The 17,334-nt window shown below is 71.1% G+C and carries 14 protein-coding genes; 8 read left to right on the forward strand and 6 right to left on the reverse strand.

Annotated elements, in window-relative coordinates; genetic code table 11:
- Positions 1–46 precede the first annotated feature (46 nt).
- The 3 genes from ACIQ7M_RS27845 to ACIQ7M_RS27855 are packed head-to-tail and all read left to right on the forward strand — an operon-like array spanning position 47 to position 5,456.
- Positions 47–658 (forward strand): hypothetical protein, encoded by a 612-nt coding sequence (locus ACIQ7M_RS27845; RefSeq protein ID WP_403649375.1) that lies wholly within the window; start codon positions 47–49, stop codon positions 656–658.
- Positions 658–3,237 carry an ABC transporter substrate-binding protein gene (locus tag ACIQ7M_RS27850; RefSeq protein ID WP_403649378.1) on the forward strand — a complete coding sequence of 860 codons (2,580 nt, stop codon included), beginning with the start codon at positions 658–660 and terminating at the stop codon, positions 3,235–3,237. Before ACIQ7M_RS27845 ends, ACIQ7M_RS27850 begins: the two co-directional genes overlap by 1 nt.
- Positions 3,237–5,456 carry a bifunctional serine/threonine-protein kinase/ABC transporter substrate-binding protein gene (locus ACIQ7M_RS27855; RefSeq protein ID WP_403649380.1) on the forward strand — a complete coding sequence of 740 codons (2,220 nt, stop codon included), beginning with the start codon at positions 3,237–3,239 and terminating at the stop codon, positions 5,454–5,456. Before ACIQ7M_RS27850 ends, ACIQ7M_RS27855 begins: the two co-directional genes overlap by 1 nt.
- A 186-nt stretch (positions 5,457–5,642) precedes the next feature.
- On the opposite strand, the gene ACIQ7M_RS27860 is transcribed toward ACIQ7M_RS27855, so the two are convergent.
- The 3 genes from ACIQ7M_RS27860 to ACIQ7M_RS27870 all read right to left on the reverse strand — a co-directional run bounded on the left by ACIQ7M_RS27860 (position 5,643) and on the right by ACIQ7M_RS27870 (position 8,452).
- The gene (locus ACIQ7M_RS27860; protein ID WP_403649383.1) at positions 5,643–6,029 is read right to left on the reverse strand and encodes a GntR family transcriptional regulator; all 387 of its coding nucleotides are present in this window, start codon (positions 6,027–6,029) and stop codon (positions 5,643–5,645) included.
- Complete coding sequence (locus tag ACIQ7M_RS27865) at positions 6,022–6,813, reverse strand: hypothetical protein (RefSeq protein WP_403649386.1); 792 nt, start codon at positions 6,811–6,813, stop codon at positions 6,022–6,024. The genes ACIQ7M_RS27860 and ACIQ7M_RS27865 overlap by 8 nt, the downstream gene beginning before the upstream one ends.
- A 694-nt stretch (positions 6,814–7,507) precedes the next feature.
- Positions 7,508–8,452 (reverse strand): M28 family metallopeptidase, encoded by a 945-nt coding sequence (locus ACIQ7M_RS27870; protein WP_403649389.1) that lies wholly within the window; start codon positions 8,450–8,452, stop codon positions 7,508–7,510.
- Positions 8,453–8,838: 386 nt separating this feature from the next.
- Between ACIQ7M_RS27870 and ACIQ7M_RS27875 the strand changes: the two genes are divergently transcribed.
- Positions 8,839–9,978 (forward strand): abortive phage infection protein, encoded by a 1,140-nt coding sequence (locus ACIQ7M_RS27875; protein ID WP_403649392.1) that lies wholly within the window; start codon positions 8,839–8,841, stop codon positions 9,976–9,978.
- Between the two features lie 54 nt (positions 9,979–10,032).
- On the opposite strand, the gene ACIQ7M_RS27880 is transcribed toward ACIQ7M_RS27875, so the two are convergent.
- The gene (locus tag ACIQ7M_RS27880; RefSeq protein WP_403649395.1) at positions 10,033–10,815 is read right to left on the reverse strand and encodes a hypothetical protein; all 783 of its coding nucleotides are present in this window, start codon (positions 10,813–10,815) and stop codon (positions 10,033–10,035) included.
- 440 nt (positions 10,816–11,255) lie between these two features.
- Between ACIQ7M_RS27880 and ACIQ7M_RS27885 the strand changes: the two genes are divergently transcribed.
- Together ACIQ7M_RS27885 and ACIQ7M_RS27890 are read left to right on the forward strand one after the other, a co-directional pair.
- Positions 11,256–12,044 carry a hypothetical protein gene (locus tag ACIQ7M_RS27885; RefSeq protein WP_403649398.1) on the forward strand — a complete coding sequence of 263 codons (789 nt, stop codon included), beginning with the start codon at positions 11,256–11,258 and terminating at the stop codon, positions 12,042–12,044.
- A 68-nt stretch (positions 12,045–12,112) separates the two neighbouring features.
- Positions 12,113–13,162, forward strand: coding sequence for an endonuclease/exonuclease/phosphatase family protein (locus ACIQ7M_RS27890; RefSeq protein ID WP_403649401.1), 1,050 nt, complete (start codon positions 12,113–12,115; stop codon positions 13,160–13,162).
- Positions 13,163–13,205: 43 nt separating this feature from the next.
- On the opposite strand, the gene ACIQ7M_RS27895 is transcribed toward ACIQ7M_RS27890, so the two are convergent.
- Together ACIQ7M_RS27895 and ACIQ7M_RS27900 are read right to left on the reverse strand one after the other, a co-directional pair.
- Entirely contained in the window at positions 13,206–14,054 is an 849-nt protein-coding gene (locus ACIQ7M_RS27895) for a Cof-type HAD-IIB family hydrolase (protein WP_386978239.1), read from the reverse strand.
- Between the two features lie 40 nt (positions 14,055–14,094).
- Positions 14,095–15,237 (reverse strand): ROK family transcriptional regulator, encoded by a 1,143-nt coding sequence (locus ACIQ7M_RS27900; RefSeq protein WP_403649405.1) that lies wholly within the window; start codon positions 15,235–15,237, stop codon positions 14,095–14,097.
- Positions 15,238–15,322: 85 nt separating this feature from the next.
- Here ACIQ7M_RS27900 and ACIQ7M_RS27905 point away from each other — a divergent pair, with 85 nt between their 5' ends.
- On the forward strand, positions 15,323–16,696 hold the full coding sequence (locus ACIQ7M_RS27905) for a DUF1479 domain-containing protein (RefSeq protein WP_403649407.1): 1,374 nt from the start codon (positions 15,323–15,325) through the stop codon (positions 16,694–16,696).
- Between the two features lie 176 nt (positions 16,697–16,872).
- Positions 16,873–17,283 carry a DUF4913 domain-containing protein gene (locus ACIQ7M_RS27910; protein WP_403649410.1) on the forward strand — a complete coding sequence of 137 codons (411 nt, stop codon included), beginning with the start codon at positions 16,873–16,875 and terminating at the stop codon, positions 17,281–17,283.
- Positions 17,284–17,334 lie beyond the last annotated feature (51 nt).

Below are 17,334 nucleotides of genomic sequence, written 5' to 3' on the forward strand. Positions count from 1 at the left end.
TGGTGACGCGTCGTCAAAGACACCGTTCCAGGCGGACCCCGCCAAGGTGCCCAGGACGAAGAGCCGGGCCGAGGCCCTGGCGGCGGCCGTCGCGCTGAAACCGCCCGAGTGGGGCACGGAATTCCGGGCCCAGCGGCCGGCCGCGAGTGCCCCGCACACCGCCGCCGTGCTGGATGAACAGTGCCGGTGGGAACGGCGAGCCTTGCCCTCGGGGGTCCTGGCCTCCCTGTCCCGCTACAGCGAGATCCCCGCCGCCGGTGGCAAGGGCGAGCTCAAGGTGAGCGCGGCGGTCACCGTGCACACCACCGTGCGCGAGGCCGACGAGCGGCTGGCCACCACGCTGGAGGAGCCGTTGCGCTGCCGGCAGCAGCAGGTCCGTACCGACGAGCGGATCGTCAAACTGATCTCGACCGCCACTCCTTACGGCCAAGGGAGCAACACCTACTCCGACGACCAGGTCGTGGAGATGGGCAAGTACCTCGTCGGAAGCGGCGAGCAGACCTACTACTGGTACGTCACACGGCTCGGCACGGTGACTCTGGCGGTGTCGGTGAAGGGCGCCAAGGGCTACTCGGACAACGAGTTGGGCACGTACGGGTCGCGCGCCACCGTCGCGATGCTGACCCGCGTGGAGTTCGAGCTCGGAGGAAAGAGCTGATGGAGCCGCTGCGTTCGTCGGATCCCGCGCGTATCGCGGATCATCGCCTGCTCCGGCGGCTCGGTGCCGGAGGCATGGGCGTGGTGTACCTGGCGCGCACCCCGGGCGGCGCGCTCGTGGCGCTGAAGGTGCTGCTCGCCGAGTACGCCGAGGAGCCGGGCTTCAAGGAGCGGTTCCGCCGCGAGGTCGAGGTCGCCCGGCGGGTGGACAGCCCCTGCGTGGTGCCGCTGGTGGACGCCGACCCGGACGCCGAGGCGCCGTGGCTGGCGACGGCGTTCGTGCCCGGACCGTCGCTGGCCGAGGCCGTGACCGCGTACGGGCCGCTGTCCGAGCGGGGTCTGCGGCTGCTCGGTGCCCGGCTGGCCGAGGCGCTGGGCGAGGTGCACCGGGCCGGGCTGGTCCACCGGGACCTGAAGCCGGGCAATGTGCTGATCGCCCATGACGGGCCGCGGCTCATCGACTTCGGCATCGCCCGCGCGCCGGAGGACCGGACACTCACGGCGACCGGGGTGGTGGTCGGCACGCCCGGCTATCTGTCTCCCGAGCAGGCCGAGGGGCGGGGCGGGGACGGCATCGGCCCGGCGAGCGACGTGTTCTCCCTCGGCTGTGTCCTGGCGTTCGCGGCGACCGGCCGGGCACCGTTCGGCAGCGGGGCGGTCGACGCGCTGCTGTACCGGGCCGTCCACGACCCGGCGGACCTCGAAGGGGTGCCGGAGGGGCTGCTGGACGTGCTCGCCCGCTGCCTGGAGAAGGATCCCGCCCGGCGGCCGGATGCCGGTGCGCTGGTGCGGGAGCTGTCTGCCGGCGGCACCGCCCGGAACGAAGGGGCGTCGAGCACCACACCCGGAGGCGATGAGGCGTCCGAGGTCGCGCCGCAGGACGAGGACAGGTCCGAGACCGCGCCGCAGGACGAGGGGACCCCCGCAACCGCGCCGCAGGACGAGGAAACCTCCACGACCGCACCACAGGACGAGGGGACCCCCGCAACCGCGCCGCGGGCCGAGGACACCTCCGCAACCGCAGCGCAGGACAAGGGCACCTCCGCAACCGCGCCGCAGAACGAGGACACCTCCGCGACCGCGCCGCAGGACGAGGACACCTCCGCGACCGTACCGGCGCACGAAGGAGCGTCCGAGGTCGCAGCACGGGACGGAGCGGCGTCCGAGGCCGCACCGCGGGACGATGAAGCCGCCGGATGGCTGCCCGAGCCGGTTTCCCGGCTGATCGCCGAGCGATCGGCCGCCGCGCTCGCGCTGCCGGACATCGAGCACACGCTGACACCGTCCGACACGCCGGCCGCCGCCGAAGCGGCGGAGCCCGACACGCGCGAGACGTCAGGGGCGGCGGAGCCGCAGAACTCCCGCGCGGCCGGCCGGCGTCGTTTCCTGTTGCTCGCCGGCGGGGCCGTGGCCCTCGCGGCGGGCGGAGGCGGGGTCTGGTGGGCGGCCGACCGCGACGACGACGGCTCCGGAGCCGACAGTCCTGCCACCGCGTCCCCGCGCCGACCGGCACACACCATCGCGCTGCACGGCGACCTCAGCGGCCCGCACCGGGACACGGGCCGGGCCCAGGAACGCGGACTGCGGCTCGCGGTCGCGGAGTTCAACGCGCGCGACGACGCCCCGTTCACAGTGAAGGTCAAGGCCGTCGACGACGGGGGCGATCCGGCGGCCTCGGCGCGGGTCGCCGCGCGGCTCACCGACGATCCGGCGGTCCTCGCCGTGGTCGGCCCGACCACCGACGAGACCGGGCAGACGGCGCTCGCGACGTACGACGCCGGGCTGCTGCCGGTCGTCGGCGTGTCCCCCGGCACGACCGCCCTGTCCATCCAGGGGTTCCGCTCGTTCCTGCACGCACGGCTGCCCGACGCCGTTCTGCCCATCTACGTGAGCGTCTACCTGCGTGGCACCGCGCGATCGCGCAAGGTCGGCATCGTCGTCGACCGGCCGGCCGGCACCTACGGGACGAATCTGGCCAGTTCCCTCAGCAACGCGCTCGGCAGCATCTCGTATCCGTCCGTGCCGGAGGTGGTCAGCGCGATGCGCCGCGACTTCGGCGGCGCGGTGGACGCGGTGCTGTCCGCCGGCGCCGACTCCGTGTTCTTCGCCGGGCTGCCCGACCGGGCCGCGCTGATCGCCGCGACGCTGCGCGAACGCGCCTTCACGGGTGCGCGGGTCTCCGGCCCGGCGCTGCTCGATGACAAGTTCCTGACGCAGGCTCAGGAAGGTGCCGAGGGCTGGGTGATGGTGGCGCCGGTCATCGACGCGACCCGCAAACCCGAGGCGCGCGCGTTCGCCGCCGCCTACCGCGAGCGCTTCAAGGAGGCGCCGCCCCGGTACGCGGCGGAGGCGTACGACGTGACCGGGATGCTGCTCAAGGCCCTGGCAGGGCTGCCGTCGAAGGGCCGCACCCGGCAGAACCTGCTCACGGCCGTGCGGGCCGGGAAGTACGAGGGCATCACCAAGACGTTCGCCTTCGACAAGATCGGCATGATGGTGCTCGACGGCACCGGCGGCTTCCTCTGGCGCGTGGACCAGGGCCGCTTCGTGTACGACGGCCCCGCGCCCCTCACCGTCTGATGGAGCCGTTGCGGGTTGGCGACCCGTCCCGGATCGGCCGCTACCGACTGCTGCGGCGGCTGGGCGCCGGCGGCATGGGCGTGGTCTTCCTGGCCCGCGCGCCGGGCGGGGCGATCGCCGCGGTGAAGACGGTCCGGCCGTCGTACGCCGACGAGAGCGGATTCCGGGCTCGTTTCCGCCGTGAGATCGAGGCCGCCCGGCAGGTCGGCAGCCACTGGGTGGTCCCGGTGCTGGACGCGGACGCCGACGCGGAGACGCCGTGGCTGGCGACCTCGTACGTGCCGGGGCCCTCGCTCGCCGAGGCGGTGGAGGGCTTCGGACCGCTGTCGATCGCTTCCGTACGGGTGCTGGGCGCGCGGCTCGCCGACGCGCTCGAGGCGGTGCACGGGGCCGGTCTCGTACACCGCGACGTGAAGCCGGGGAACGTGCTGCTGGCGCCGGACGGGCCACGGCTCATCGACTTCGGCATCGCCCGCGCGCCGGACGCCACCGCGCTCACCTCCAGCGGTGTGATCGTCGGCTCGCCGGGGTTCCTGTCGCCCGAGCAGGCGCGGGCGCGGGGCGGCGAGATCGGCCCGCCCACCGACGTGTTCTCGCTGGGGTGCGTGCTGGCGTTCGCCGCGACCGGGGTGCGCCCGTTCGGCGGTGGCGGGGCGGCGGGGGTGCTGCTGCGCACGATTTACGAGGAGCCCGATCCGGCGGCGCTCCCGGGCGGCCTGGCACCTCTGCTGAGGGCCTGCCTGCGCAAGGATCCGGCCGACCGGCCGAGCCTCGCGCACCTTCGAGCGACTCTCGGGGAGGACACGGCCGGCGACTCCGCCGAACCGTCCGACTGGCTGCCCGCGTCGGTCACTCGGCTGATCAATGACCGGTCCGCCACCGTGCTCACCCTCGGAGCGATCGAGCCCACCCAGGTGTCCGCGGCCACGGCGTCCGACACGGCGTCGCCCGGGGCCGCGACACTCACGGCCGTCACCGCCGCCCGCCCCACCCCGCACGGGGTCGGCCGCCGCGGCTTCCTGCGCCTCGGCTCGACGGCGGGACTCCTCGCGGCGGGCGGTGGCGGGGCCTGGTGGTGGAGCACCCGGGCGAAGCCGGGAACGTCCGCGGCGTCCGGTGCCGGCCGTCCACGACCGGAACTGGTGGTGGCCTTCCACGGCGATCTGACCGGCGCCCACAAGGAGACCGGGAAGGCCCAGCTCAACGGCGCCCGGCTGGCCGTCGAACAGCTCAACGCACGGAACCACCATCCGTTCCGGCTGACGTTGCGGTCGTACGACGACGGAGGCGACATCGGGCGGGCCGACGAGGTGGCCGCCCGGCTGGCGAAGGACGCGAAGGTACTCGGCGTGCTGGGTCCCACCACGGACGACTGCTTCCGCGCGAGCGAGAAGACGTACACCCAAGCGGTGATGCCCGTCGTGTCCGTCTCGGTGGGCGTCGACACTCAGAATTCGACGTTCGGCACGAACATCTTCCACTGCCATGCGGCACTTCACGTCACGTACGGACTTCTCGCCGCCCCCTGCACCCGCTATCTCGCCAACCACCTGGACGCCCGTCATGTGTTCCTCGTGGACGACCGGGCTCAGGGCGACTTCGCCTGGACCGTGTGCGACCAGGCCGAGAAGACGCTGCGGCAGACGGGCCGCGACTTCACGGTGACCCGTGTGGGCGCCGGGAGGATCGACAACGCGCCGCTCGCCGCCGAGGTGAAGGCCGCCCGCGCCGACGCGGTCGTCTTCACCGGCGACGCGGCCCGGGCAGCCGGATTCGCGTCGGCGCTGACCGCCGCCCGGTTCACCGGCGCCCGGGTGGCGACGGAGCGCGCCCTCGACCCACGTTTCCTCGCGTCGGCGGGCTCCGCCGCGACGGGCTGGGTCTTCGCCGCATCCTTCACGGACCCGACGGCCCGCGCCTCCGGCCGCGCGTTCACGGCGGCCTATCGCGCTCGCTACGGCACCGACCCCGGCCGGTACGCGGCGGAGGCGTACGACGCCGCGATGTTCCTGGCCAAGGCCTGCGACAAGGACGGCACCATGCTGACGGAACGGGGAGCGATCGCCCGCCGGATGCCCGCGATCTCCTATTCCGGCATCACCCGCAAGGTCAAGTACGAGTCGGGGCTCGGCTACAACCACGACGCGATGTTCGAGTACAAGGTCGTCGACGGAGCGTTCCGGTACTTGGGGCACTACATGGACGCCGCGGTGTCGTGAAGCGGGACGGCCGTTCTCGGCGTCACCGGCCCCCGACACCCGCGGCGGAGCCCTCGGCCCCGCGTACATCGGCGGCGACGGTCAGCTCCGGCGCAGCGTACCCGCCGCGATGACGAGCACGCTGATCGCCGACGCCAAGAGTGGTCCGGCGATCAGCGGTGCGCGCGGCCGAGCAGCCCGAGGAGGCTAGGGACGGTCCGGGGTCAGGGCGGCGCGCACCGCGGCCAGGATGGTCTCGGTGTCGGCCCCCAGGGCGCGGGCTGCCGAGGTGAAGTCGCGTGCGAGGGTGGCGAGTTGGGAGGCATGGGGGCGGGTCGGGCCGTGCGGGGGTGCCGCGACCCGGGAGCCCGCTCCGCGGCGGGTGCGGATGAGCTCGGCGGCCTCCAGCTCGCGGTAGGCGCGGGCCACGGTGCCGGGTGCGAGGCCGAGGTCCGTGGCCAACTGACGCACGGTCGGCAGCCGGTCGCCCTCGACCAGCCGTCCGGTGAGAATCAGCGCGCCGAGCTGGGCGCGGATCTGCGCGTACGGCGGCACCTGACTCGTGGTGTCGACGCGGACGGCGGGCTCACTCATTGTCGGACAACTCCTCCGCCGTATTGTCGCCGACGGCTCGGGGGGCCACCAAGGTGACCAGGGACCAGACGAGGGTGAACAGGTTCAGCAGGGCCAGCGGGTAGAACACCCAGAAGGTGAGCGCGCCCATCGCACCGGCGCAGCCCGTGTCCGTCAGCGAGACGGAGACCATCAGTACGGCATACAACTGCTGGCTCGACACCAGCAGCCCCCAGGCTCCGGTGACCGCCCACGCACGGTCGCGACGCTGCTGTTCCCCGCCCGGCCCGTCGGCGATCCGGCGCAGGGCCCACACGCAGGTCGGAGTGGCTATGGCGAGCGCGCCGAACATCGGGAGGCTGTAGTACAGGCCGGGCCAGGGGCCCAGCGAGGTCCGCATCCCGTTGCAGGTGACGGCGACGACCTTCCCCGTACCGAGGACGCGGTCGGGGTCGACGGAGGCGGTGGCGGCCGTGATCGTCAGCAGCACGGCGAGCGAGACCCCCTGAAGGGCGATCAGGGGGCCCATACGCGGTGGCACGTGGTCTCTGACCAGGCGCGGGGCGAGCGTCGCGGTGCGCACCACGTCCTGCGGGACCAGAGTCAGCGCGTCGGCGAGAAGGACACCCGCCACCGCGCAGAGGCCGAAGGCCGTGATGCAGAACACGACGCGCTGCTCGAACTCCACGTGCCCCAGTGTGGCCGTCGCCTGTGCGGCGATGATGCCGATGGCCAGGCCCGACCAACGGGCGTAGTGGTCGGCATGCTCGAGGAAGCGGCGCTGGAGCGGGGCGGCGTCGAGCATGGAGAGGTCCCCTCAGGTCATCTTGTATCAATCTGCTAGTACAAGATGCCGTAGACGGAATCTTGTGTCAAACATTCGATACAAGATGACGCACGGAGAGACGGATTCCGGAGTGCGGGGGTTCCCTGTCACCCGCGATCGGCTTCGTCGGGACCGGGATCCGGCCTCCTCCCCCAACGCGCCCACGGGCCCCACCACTTGGGTGGCAGCGGGTCGGCCGGCGCGGATGTCGGCTGATCGGGATGGAGTCCGAGCCGTCGCAGGGCGTCCGCACGAACACGGACGACGATCGTGCCGTGCCAGTGCCCGTCGGCGCGCACGCCGCACATAAGGTCGATCACAAGGTCCTGTTCGGCGAAGGGGTACCAGTCGATCCCCCGGTCACGCAGTCAAACCGACAGGAGCCGACCGGGTCGCGGGCGGCCAGGGACGTTCTCGAAGCGGAAGAGAGTCACCCAGTCGGAAGTGTGTCCGTCCAGTCTGTCCATGGCCGCCATCATGCCGCAGCACGGCCAACTACCGCCTGTACAAATACCGGCACTCCAGCTCGATGAACGCGCCGAACACCACTCGACGGTCACGCTGAACACCGGGCGGAGCGCGGGTACGGGCCCGAGGGCCCCCACCCGCGCTCGCGGAACACCTCACGGCGAACGACGGCCCACCGTACGGATGACCTGCGGTCGGAGCGGCGCTACGCCGACAGCCCCCACACCGCGTACGCCAACGCGTCGGCGTTCCGGTTCAGCGCCGTGTCGTTGATGTTCGACGACGTGTCGCACGAGGAGTGGTAGCAGGCGTCGAAGGCCTTGCCCGCGGTGCCACCCCACTTGGCGGCCTGGGCGGACGTCTTGATGTAGTCGGCGCCGCTGAACAGGCCGCCGACGGGGATGCCCGCGTTCTTGAAGGGCGCGTGGTCCGAGCGTCCGTCGCCCTCGGTCTCGATCTCCGTGGAGACTCCGATCCCGGTGAAGTACGTCTGGAAGGTCTTCTCGATGGCCGGGTCGTCGTCGTAGACGAAGTACCCCGGGTTCGGCGAGCCGATCATGTCGAAGTTCAGGTAGCCGCTGATCTTCGAACGGTTCGCGGTGGTGAGGCTGTTCACGTAGTAGCGCGAGCCCACCATGCCCAGCTCCTCCGCACCCCACCAGGCGAACCGGAGGTGTTTCGTGGGCTGGTAGTTGGACCGGGCCACGGCGAGTGCCGTCTCCAGCACGGCCGCCGAACCGGAGCCGTTGTCGTTGATGCCGGGACCCGCCGTCACACTGTCCAAGTGGGAGCCGGACATGACGACTTGGCCGGTATCACCGCCGGGCCAGTCGGCGATCAGGTTGTAGCCGGTGCGGCCGCTTGAGGTGAACTGCTGGACGGTCGTGGTGAACCCGGCCGCGTCCAGCTTGGCCTTCACATAGTCGAGGGACGCCTTGTATCCGGTCCGGCCGTGCGCGCGGTTGCCGCCGTTGGCGGTGGCGATGGACTGGAGCTGGGCGAGGTGGGCCTTGACGTTGGCCACGGGGATGTCGGGCGCGGCGGTGGCCACCGGGGCGGGGGCCGCCCCGGCTATGGAACCGCCGGTGAGCAGCGCGGCGGCCGCGACGACAGCGGTCGCCGAGGCACGCACAGGAAGGGAGAGCTTCATGTGGGGGGCTCCGAATTCCAGGGAATCCGGGCGGAGTTCCCACGAGGGGGCGTGGGGTGTCCGGGGATTCCACGGTGAATGGGGTGCCTGGATGGTGAAGGTGGGACTGACTGACCGTCAAGAGCAGTATCCGGTCAGGCACGTTCGTATTCCGGACCGCTCGGCTTCCGGGCGTCGGGCCCTGTCCGAAGCCCGGGCGGAGCGCACCCGGATTCCTCCCTTCGGACCGGCTTCGTAGACCATCGGACCGTTTTCACAGGCCTTTGAACCGTCTTCGTAGACCCTTGGACCGGCTTCGTAGGCCTTCGGCGGACGGCGGGAGGGGCCGCGGCTTCCGAGACTGGGTCCGAGGCGAAGGACGCCGGTGCGGGGAGTCGGGAGGCACGATGCGGGGAACGCCGGGAATAAGCCGGGCGCGGTTTCTGGGGATGGCCGCGGCGGTCGGCGGCGCGGTGGCGCTGCCCGTCGGGGCGGCGGGGCAGGCACCGGCCTCGGACGGGCGGGTGACGCACGGCCGACGCGGGCTGACCCACCGGGGCGTGGTGTACGAGGTCGGTGCCGGGGAGACGCCCGCGACGGCGTGGAACGTTCGCGACATGCGCGGGGACCTGCGAGCCATCTCCCGTGACCTGCACGCCAATTCCGTCAAGGTCACCGGGGACGGTGTCGAACGGCTCACCGCGACCGCGGCCGAGGCGGCGGAGCGCGGACTGAACGTCTGGCTCGAACCGGCGCTCGGGGACGTGCCCGAGCGGGAGATCCTGGACCATCTCGCGGAGACCGGCCGATACGCCGAGCGGCTGCGGCGGCAGGGTGCCGGCGTGCATCTGAGCGTCGGCTGCGAGTTCGTGCTGTACGTCCCCGGCATCGTGCCCGGCGCGAACGTCCAGGAGCGCGTCGAGAACCTGCTCAAGGGCGACTTCGACCCGGTCCTCATGGCCCGGGGACTGCACCGCTTCACCGCGAAGGCGGCGAGGGTGGGCCGCTCCGTCTTTCATGGACGTCTGACGTACTCCGCCGCCCAGGACGAGGACGTCGACTGGGGGCTCTTCGACCTCGTGGGGATCGACTACTACTCGTACTTCCGACAGCCCTCGGACTACCTCCGCGATCTCGCCCCCTTCCGCCGCTTCGGGAAGCCGGTCGCCGTCATGGAGTTCGGCTGCTGCACCTTCGAGGGCGCGCCCGAGCGGGGCGGCATGGGCTGGGACGTCGTCGACTACACGAAGGAGCCTCCGGAGATCAAGGCCGGTCTCGTACGCGGTGAGCGCGCTCAGGCCACGTATCTGACGGACGTGCTGGCGGCGTTCGAGGCGATGGGGCTGTATTCGGCGATGGCGTACACCTTCGTCACCCGCGACGCTCCACACCGCCCCCATGACCCGCGCCACGACCTCGACATGGCGAGCTACAGCATCGTGAAGACGATCGAGGACCGTCCCGGCGACCCGGCTTCCGGCGTTCACTGGGAACCGAAGGAAGCCTTCCACGCACTGGCCCGCCAGTACGGGCGCCGCCGCGGCTGACGTCCGGCGACCGTGTCGTACCGTCACCCGAGGAGGCTCGCACGGGGCGTTCCGTCAGTACCGCCACGCGAAGGATGCGCTCTCCCGCATGTCGCCCGGGCAGACGATGTCGGCGACCCGGTACGCGAAGCGCCGGTAGGCGGCCTCCTGCTCGGTGGTCAGCACCCGCGCGGCCGGTTCGCCGGCGTCCGCCCGCGCGGGCGGTGCGAGCAGCGGCCGCAGCAGTGCCAGATCCTCCGCCGCCGGCTCGGGACGGAGCGTGTCCAGCAGAATCCGCAGGTTGCCGCACAGGCTCAAGGCGGTGGAGGGACCGAGCGGGTACGGGTGGAGCGCGGCGATCCGGTACAGCAGCGCGGACCCGTTCAGCCGCTCGTGCAGAGCACGCGTCAGGCGGTCCAGGACGTCCGCCAGCGTGTCCAGGTCGTGCTCCGCGATCTCCACCAGGTGCACGGGTATGTGTTCGCGTCCGTCGGGTCCCCACAGGCCGCTGCCCCGGGCGACCCGGTCGCGCTCTTCCACGGCCTGCCGGATCACGCGGTCGACCACCGATCCTGCCGGGTCCGTGAGTTCCTCGGGTTCGGTGAACTCGACGGGCTCGGGGACGTGGTTGCGCAGCGCTTCGGGGAGCGTGGCACACACCGCCTCCCACGCCGCCAGGGCCGCCACCGGGTCGACGCCGTCCGGCAGTTGTGCCGGTTGCTCCTCGGCCGCGGCGGCGAGGGGGGCCAGGAGCATGGTCCGCGCCCGGTGGAAGTGCCAGAGCCACGCGGGGTCGCCCGGTACGAGCCGTTCGCAGCGCACGTCCACCGTGGTCGGGGTGTCTTCGCCGAGTGTCACAGGATCCTCCGAGGGACGGTTTCAGGGCAGCGCGGACGGGCGTACGTACGGGTCTGCCCGACACACCCTCATCATATCGTCACACTGACGATATGAGGGAGGTTCCCTGGATTTCCGTGACTCCGACCTGGAACCGCCCGGCGCCACAGCGTCCGAGCCCCTTACCCCTTGCGGTTTCCGCTGCGTCACACCGCATATTTCGCCATACCCACGCCAACAGGTGATCTGGGCTATAGGTTCATGACCCGACCGCGTATCACCGGCATTGTCCGGTACGTCGGCAGGCAGTTGAAGCATGAGACAACGGGGGAATGCCGGTGCGTGCACGAGGGTTATGGATCGGCCTTGCCGTGGTCGTGGCCACCACGGCCACCGGATGCGCGCCGGACACGCCTGCTACGCAGGGGAGCACCGCCTCGACAGTGCCTTCGGCTCCGGGTGTGGACGGAACGGCCGACTCGGCAAGTCCGACCCGGCAGGAACAAGCCGCAGGCGCCGTCGAGCAGGCCATGGTCAGCCGTTCCGTGACCGCCTTCGACATCGACGCGCGCAATCCGAGCGACCCCGCTCAATTCCATGGCCAGGGTCGTATCGGCATGTCCTCCGGCGGTACGAGGGCCGCCGCGACCCATGTCCTTTACGAGCCGGGCGAAGACCCCTGGTTTCCCCCGGACGTCGTGGTGATCGGCAACCGGGCCTGGGTGACCCCGGACAGCTCTCCCACCACCGACACGGCCACCTACGGGCCGACCACCTACGTCGGCGATGCCGGCGCCGCGACGGACAACCTCGACGTCGGCAACGCCCTGCAAACGCGCTGGTTGGCATCGCCGGAGCATCTCGCCGCGCTGATCACGCACGCCGATCACTACCGCGAAACCGATCACGCCGGACGGGTCCTCACCGGCCGAGTCTCCCTGGCGACCCTGGCATCCGACCCGACCGGAGCCTTCTTCTACCGCCCCTATGCCGAGGCGGGCCCGGGCAAGGAACTGAGCTTCACCATCGTCACCGGCGACAACTACCTGCCGGTGTCCCTGGAGATGACCGTCCCCTTCCACCACGACGACTCCGACTCCCTGTCCCAGTACTCCTCCGACCCCTTCTCCGTGGAGTACCGCGACTGGTCCAAGGGGCAACCCATCACCTCACCGGCACCGTCCCCCTCCCCTCAGTGGGGCGGGTTCCCACCACCGGCCGACGCCACGACGACCCAACCATCCGGCTGAGAACAGAACCCGAAGCACCAGGCAGCTCGTCCTGAAGGGGAAAGGAACAAGGCAAGGGACGGGAAGCGATGAGAGCGCGAGCCGGTGGTACGGCGGCGGAGGAAGCGGCAGCGCCATGGAAGGCGAGCTGGAGACGGCCCGGGCGCGGGACCGCGAAGGGCCTGTCGTCGTGGACGCGGGGGCGGGTCCAGCTGTCGTGGACGCGGGGGCGGGTGCTCGCCGCGACGGCGGTGCTGACAGCGATCCTGTTGGCGTTCCACCGGACTGTTCCGAACTCCCCCGGACACCTGGGCAGCCTGCTGGAGTCGTTCCTGCCCTGGTCCGGGCTGGTGATCATGGTGCTGCTCGTCCTGTCGCTGCTGCGTCGCTCATTGCTCGCTCTCGCGGCCCTGGTCCTGCCGGTGGCTGCCTGGGCCTGCCTCTTCGGCGGGCTGCTGCTGCCCGAGGCGGAGCCCGGTGCGCACGACCTGGTCGTGGTGCAGCACAACGCCGGCGACGAGAACACCGACCCCGCGGGCACGGCCCGCTCCCTGGCCGACGCCGAGCCCGACCTCATCGCCCTGGAGGAACTGGTGCCCGCGGCGCTGCCGGTCTACGAAAGGACCCTCGCACCGCGCTACCCGTACCGCGCGGTGGCGGGCACCGTAGGACTCTGGTCGAAGCACCCGCTCACCGACGTCGACACGGTGGACATCAGACCCGCTGAGATCACCGAACCCTGGAGCCGCGGGCTACGGGCCGTCGTCCACGTCCGACACCGTGAGATCGCGGTCTACGTGGCGCACCTGCCGTCGGTTCGTATCCGCTCAACCGGTCTCGCCTCGTCCTGGCGGGACGAAAGCGCCGGCTTGCTGGGCAAGGTCATCGCCGACGACGAACTGCGCACGGCCCTACTCCTCGGCGACTTCAACAGCACGCTCGACGACCGCGGGCTGACCCCGCTGACCTCGCGGATGAACGTGCCGCGGCGCGGCTTCGCCTTCAGTTTTCCCGCCGCCTTCCCCGTGGCCCGGATCGATCAGGTCATGGCCCGCTCGGCAACCGTCGGCCACCTTCGCACCCTGCCCGCCACCGGAAGCGACCACCTCCCCGTCATCGCCCGGATCACCCTGGACTGATCCCGTCAACCATGGTGCTTCGTGCGGTAGTTGGGGGACGGTGTCAGATGTCCAGGACGCTCCTGATGGTGCGGATGACGCCGTCGTCGGTGTGCGCGGGGGCCAGGTGGCGGGCGCGGGCGATGACGGCGGGGTGGGCGTTGGCCATCGCGTACGACCATTCGGCGGCGTCTAGCATGCCGAGATCGTTCAGATAGTCCCCGAACACCATCGTCTGGGCCGGACCGATGTTCAGGTGCTCCTGAAGCCGGCGTACGGCGATTCCCTTGTCGGCGCTGTGGTTCATGACGTCGATCCAGTGCTCGCTGGAGACGACGACCTGGTGGGTGTCGGCGAAGGAAGCCAGGGCGGGGGCCGTGGTGCGCTCGATCGACCCGAAGTCGAAGACCGCGACCTTGACGATCTCGTCGTCCACCGCGGTGGCATCGTCGACCAGGCGGTGCGCGTTGTAGTAGCGGCCCACTTCGTCGAGGAAGGCCTGGTCACCGCGTTCGGTGTAGGCCGCGCGCTTGCCGCACACGACGACGCCCGCGTCCACGCCCTCGTCGACGAGCTGCCGGACGGACTTGACCAGGCGGGCGGCGACGGCGGGGTCGAGCGGGTCCGAGGAGACCTCCGTGCCGCCGCGGACGACGAACGCGCCGTTCTCCGCTATGTAGACCATGTCGTCGTCCGCGCCGGCGAACAGGTGCGCCAGCGTGGCGTACTGGCGCCCGCTGGCGGGACTGAAGACGATGCCCCGGCGACGCAGGTCGGCGAGCAGCGGCCACAGCCCGTGCGGGACACGTCCGTCGGCGTCGAGCAGGGTGCCGTCCATGTCGGTGACGACGAGCCGGATGTCGGGACGGCTGGTGACGGAGGAAGCAGGGGCGAGGGCAGGTTGCGTGGTCATCGTGTTCCGGTGGGTCGGTGCGGAAGGGGGCTGAGAGTTCTCACCACTGCGTGGCGGGGTGGGCGGAGCGGACGATCAGGGAACCGAGCTCCTCGACGGCACGGGCGCGCGCTCCGGCCAGCTCGGGGAGGGTCAGGGCAGCCGCACTGACCGGGACGGACCGTGGCGAGCGCGTGAGGTGTGCCTCGATCGCGGCGATCAGGCGGGGGTGGGAGCCCCAGGTTCCGCCCACGACGACCGTCCGGGGGTCGGCGAAGGAGAGGGCCGCGGACAGGACACCGCCGATGGCGTGGGCCAGTGCGACGCGTACCTGCTCGGCGCGGGCGTCGGGGGCTTCCAGGATGTCCAGCAGTTTCGGCACGTCGATGGCGGTGGAGGAGGCCCGGCGCAGGTCGAGCGCGGCGAACACCTCGGTGAAGGCCATGGCCTGTCCGTCCGGCCCCGCCGTGTACAGGTGGGCGATCTCCCCGACGAGACCGCCATGTCCCCTGCGCACGACGCCGTCGCCGACCACGGCGCAGCCGAGGCCTTCCCCGAGGTGGAGGTAGACGAAGTCGTCGACGCCCTGCGCGCACCCCTGCTCGTACTCGGCGCGGGCGGCCCAGTTGACGTCGTTGTCCACCAGGACCGGGCCGATCACCGTGCCGGCCAGGACGGCGGGCGGATCGAGTGCGCCCACCAGGAACGGGGCGTCCGGCAGGTGCACCAGTCGCCCGGTCGCCCGGTCGACGGGGTCGGCGGCGCTCACGACCGCCAGGCGCAGCGGGCCACCGGTCTCGCCGTCGAGTCGTACGGCTGCCTCGCCGAGCGCCTCGGCGACCGCTTCCTGTCCCGCGTTCGCGTGCAACGCGGTGCGGACCTGCACTTGCGTGCGCCCGAGGGCGTCCACGGCCTCGGCGACGACACCGTGCGGGGTGATGCTCGCCACCAGGGCGTTACCGAGGTGCGGGGCCAGCGCGTAGTAGGAGCCGATCCGGCCGCGCCCGGTGGTGCGCTCGCCCGTGTCGACGAGGAGTCGTGCCTGCTCGAGGCGCTGGACGCTCTCGGAGACGGTCGGCTTGGAGAGGCCGGTCCTGGTGGCGATCTCCGCCCGGGTGAGCCGGTCGTGAGCCATCAGGGCACGCAGCACGTTCTCGTCCGTCAGGGCACGCAGCAGTTCCAGGGACGGTTTCGGCGCGGTCATACGAGCATTCTAGTAAGGACTCTTGCCTAAACATGCACGCGGGCCTACGTTGCTCTAGTAAGGAGTCCTGACTAAAGGAGCCGAGATGACGCTCACCACCGACCAGCGCCCCGTGCCCGCCCTGCCGCACTGGAACCGGCCCCCGGAGGACATCGCCGCGGCCGTCCGTGAGTTCAAGCCCGCCCTGCGCGCCCGTATCGAGGCGCACGGCCGCACGGTGGAGGAGGCGTTCGCCGCCGTCGAACGGCGCATCGAGGCGCGCGTCGCGGAGATCGAGGCCGACCGCGAGCTCGGCGAGGAGGTCTGGCCCGTCCTGGACTACGACGCCATCGCCGCCGGCACCGTCACGCCCGCGCAGGAGGCCAAGCTCAAGAGGCGCGGCTGCCTCGTCGTGCGCGGACTCTTCCCGCGTGAACAGGCACTGGCCTGGGACCAGGACATCGTCGGCTACGTCGAGCGCAACAAGTTCTTCGAGACGTACACGGGCCCCGGTGACGACTTCTTCGGCAGTGTCGGCTCCAAGCCCGAGATCTACCCGATCTACTGGTCACAGGCGCAGATGCGGGCCCGCCAGTCCGACCGGATGGCCACGGTCCAGTCGTTCCTGAACTCGTTCTGGAAGCACACCGACGACGACGGCACCCAGTGGTTCGACCCCGACCGCGACGCCCTCTACCCCGACCGCATCCGGCGCCGCCCGCCGGGCACGGACTCCTCCGGCCTGGGCACCCACTGCGATCCAGGCAACCTGGACCTGTGGATGACCCAGGCGTACCAGAAGGCGTTCCGCCACCTCTTCAGCGGCGATGTCGAGCGGTACGACCCCTGGGACGCCGCCCACCGCACCGACGGACCCCAGTACCCCGGCTCCACCATGTGCTCCGCTTTCCGCACCTTCCAGGGCTGGACCGCGCTGTCCGACATGGATGCCGACCAGGGCGTGCTGCACACCGTCCCGATCCCGGAGGTGATGGCCTACCTCCTGCTGCGTCCGCTGCTGCCGGACGTCCCCGAGGACTCGATGTGCGGCGTACGACCCAACCAGGTCTTCCCGGTCACCAAGCGCTGGCACCCGGTCCTCTATCGGGCCCTGACACCGATCCCCGACGTCAGCGCCGGCGACTCCGTGTGGTGGCACTGCGACATGATCCACAGCGTCGCGCCCGTCGAGAACCAGCAGGGCTGGGGCAACGTCATGTACATACCCGCCGCACCCTGGTGCCCCCGCAACGAGAAGTACGCCGCCGACGTCAGGGACGCGTTCACCACCGGCTCCAGTCCGAGCGACTTCCCCGAGGAGCACTACGAGCGTTCCTGGAACGGCCGATTCACCCTCGGCCAGCTCAACGAAACAGGCCGTCGGGGCCTCGGCCTGAGCGAGGGTCCGGAGCGGGTCGTGGGAGGGCCGAAGAAATCCCCTTCGAGCGTTGAACCTCCCCGCACCACGGCCGCGTTGTAGTCCTGCGAGGGCACCCCGCACCCGTGGGGCATCACGCGAACCCGAAGGATCGCGCCGAAGGAAGGGACGTCCATGCCCGATACCGCACGGACTGTCATCGAGGCGGCAGGGGGACCGTCCGAGGCCGCATCGGCGCCCGGCGGGGCCGACGAGATGACAGAGGAGAGACGTACGGGATGAACGACGACACCACCGGCGGCGGCGAGGGAGCGGAAGCGGGACAGGGCCCACCCCCGTTCATCCTCTACCAGCAGGGTGACGATCTGACGACGGCTCAACGCGGCCTCGTCATCTGGGTGCACAACCTCCTGCTGCCGATCTACGCCGGAGAGGAGTCGTCCCGCGCCCCGTGGTGCCCGCGCTGGTGGGAGCACCCCGACGCGGTGGCCCACCTCTACGGCCTGTGGATGGCATGGCAGGAAATGACCTCCGTCAAGGCCGGCATGAACGGGCCCGCCATGTGGCACCGGGACTTCCTGGTACCGGCGATGACGTTTCTGCGCGACCCCTCGGGACCGTTCTCGGGCTGCAAGCCCGGAAGCCACCGGCCGAAGGACCCGCCACGGGTCGACGTGTACGACGGCTGATCCAGGTCCCGATCCCCATCGCATACCTTCCGAGCGCGGACAGAGAAGAGA

Source organism: Streptomyces sp. NPDC096324 (genome assembly GCF_044763015.1).
GTDB lineage: Bacteria > Actinomycetota > Actinomycetes > Streptomycetales > Streptomycetaceae > Streptomyces.

Excerpts from the sequence above, each read along its gene's own strand:
- ACIQ7M_RS27850 (WP_403649378.1), top strand. The coding sequence starts at position 658 with ATGGAGCCGCTGCGTTCGTCGGATCCCGCGCGTATCGCGGATCATCGC.
- ACIQ7M_RS27855 (WP_403649380.1), top strand. The coding sequence starts at position 3,237 with ATGGAGCCGTTGCGGGTTGGCGACCCGTCCCGGATCGGCCGCTACCGA.
- ACIQ7M_RS27860 (WP_403649383.1), bottom strand. The coding sequence starts at position 6,029 with ATGAGTGAGCCCGCCGTCCGCGTCGACACCACGAGTCAGGTGCCGCCG.
- ACIQ7M_RS27865 (WP_403649386.1), bottom strand. The coding sequence starts at position 6,813 with ATGCTCGACGCCGCCCCGCTCCAGCGCCGCTTCCTCGAGCATGCCGAC.
- ACIQ7M_RS27870 (WP_403649389.1), bottom strand. The coding sequence starts at position 8,452 with ATGAAGCTCTCCCTTCCTGTGCGTGCCTCGGCGACCGCTGTCGTCGCG.
- ACIQ7M_RS27875 (WP_403649392.1), top strand. The coding sequence starts at position 8,839 with ATGCGGGGAACGCCGGGAATAAGCCGGGCGCGGTTTCTGGGGATGGCC.
- ACIQ7M_RS27890 (WP_403649401.1), top strand. The coding sequence starts at position 12,113 with ATGAGAGCGCGAGCCGGTGGTACGGCGGCGGAGGAAGCGGCAGCGCCA.
- ACIQ7M_RS27895 (WP_386978239.1), bottom strand. The coding sequence starts at position 14,054 with ATGACCACGCAACCTGCCCTCGCCCCTGCTTCCTCCGTCACCAGCCGT.
- ACIQ7M_RS27900 (WP_403649405.1), bottom strand. The coding sequence starts at position 15,237 with ATGACCGCGCCGAAACCGTCCCTGGAACTGCTGCGTGCCCTGACGGAC.
- ACIQ7M_RS27905 (WP_403649407.1), top strand. The coding sequence starts at position 15,323 with ATGACGCTCACCACCGACCAGCGCCCCGTGCCCGCCCTGCCGCACTGG.
- ACIQ7M_RS27910 (WP_403649410.1), top strand. The coding sequence starts at position 16,873 with ATGAACGACGACACCACCGGCGGCGGCGAGGGAGCGGAAGCGGGACAG.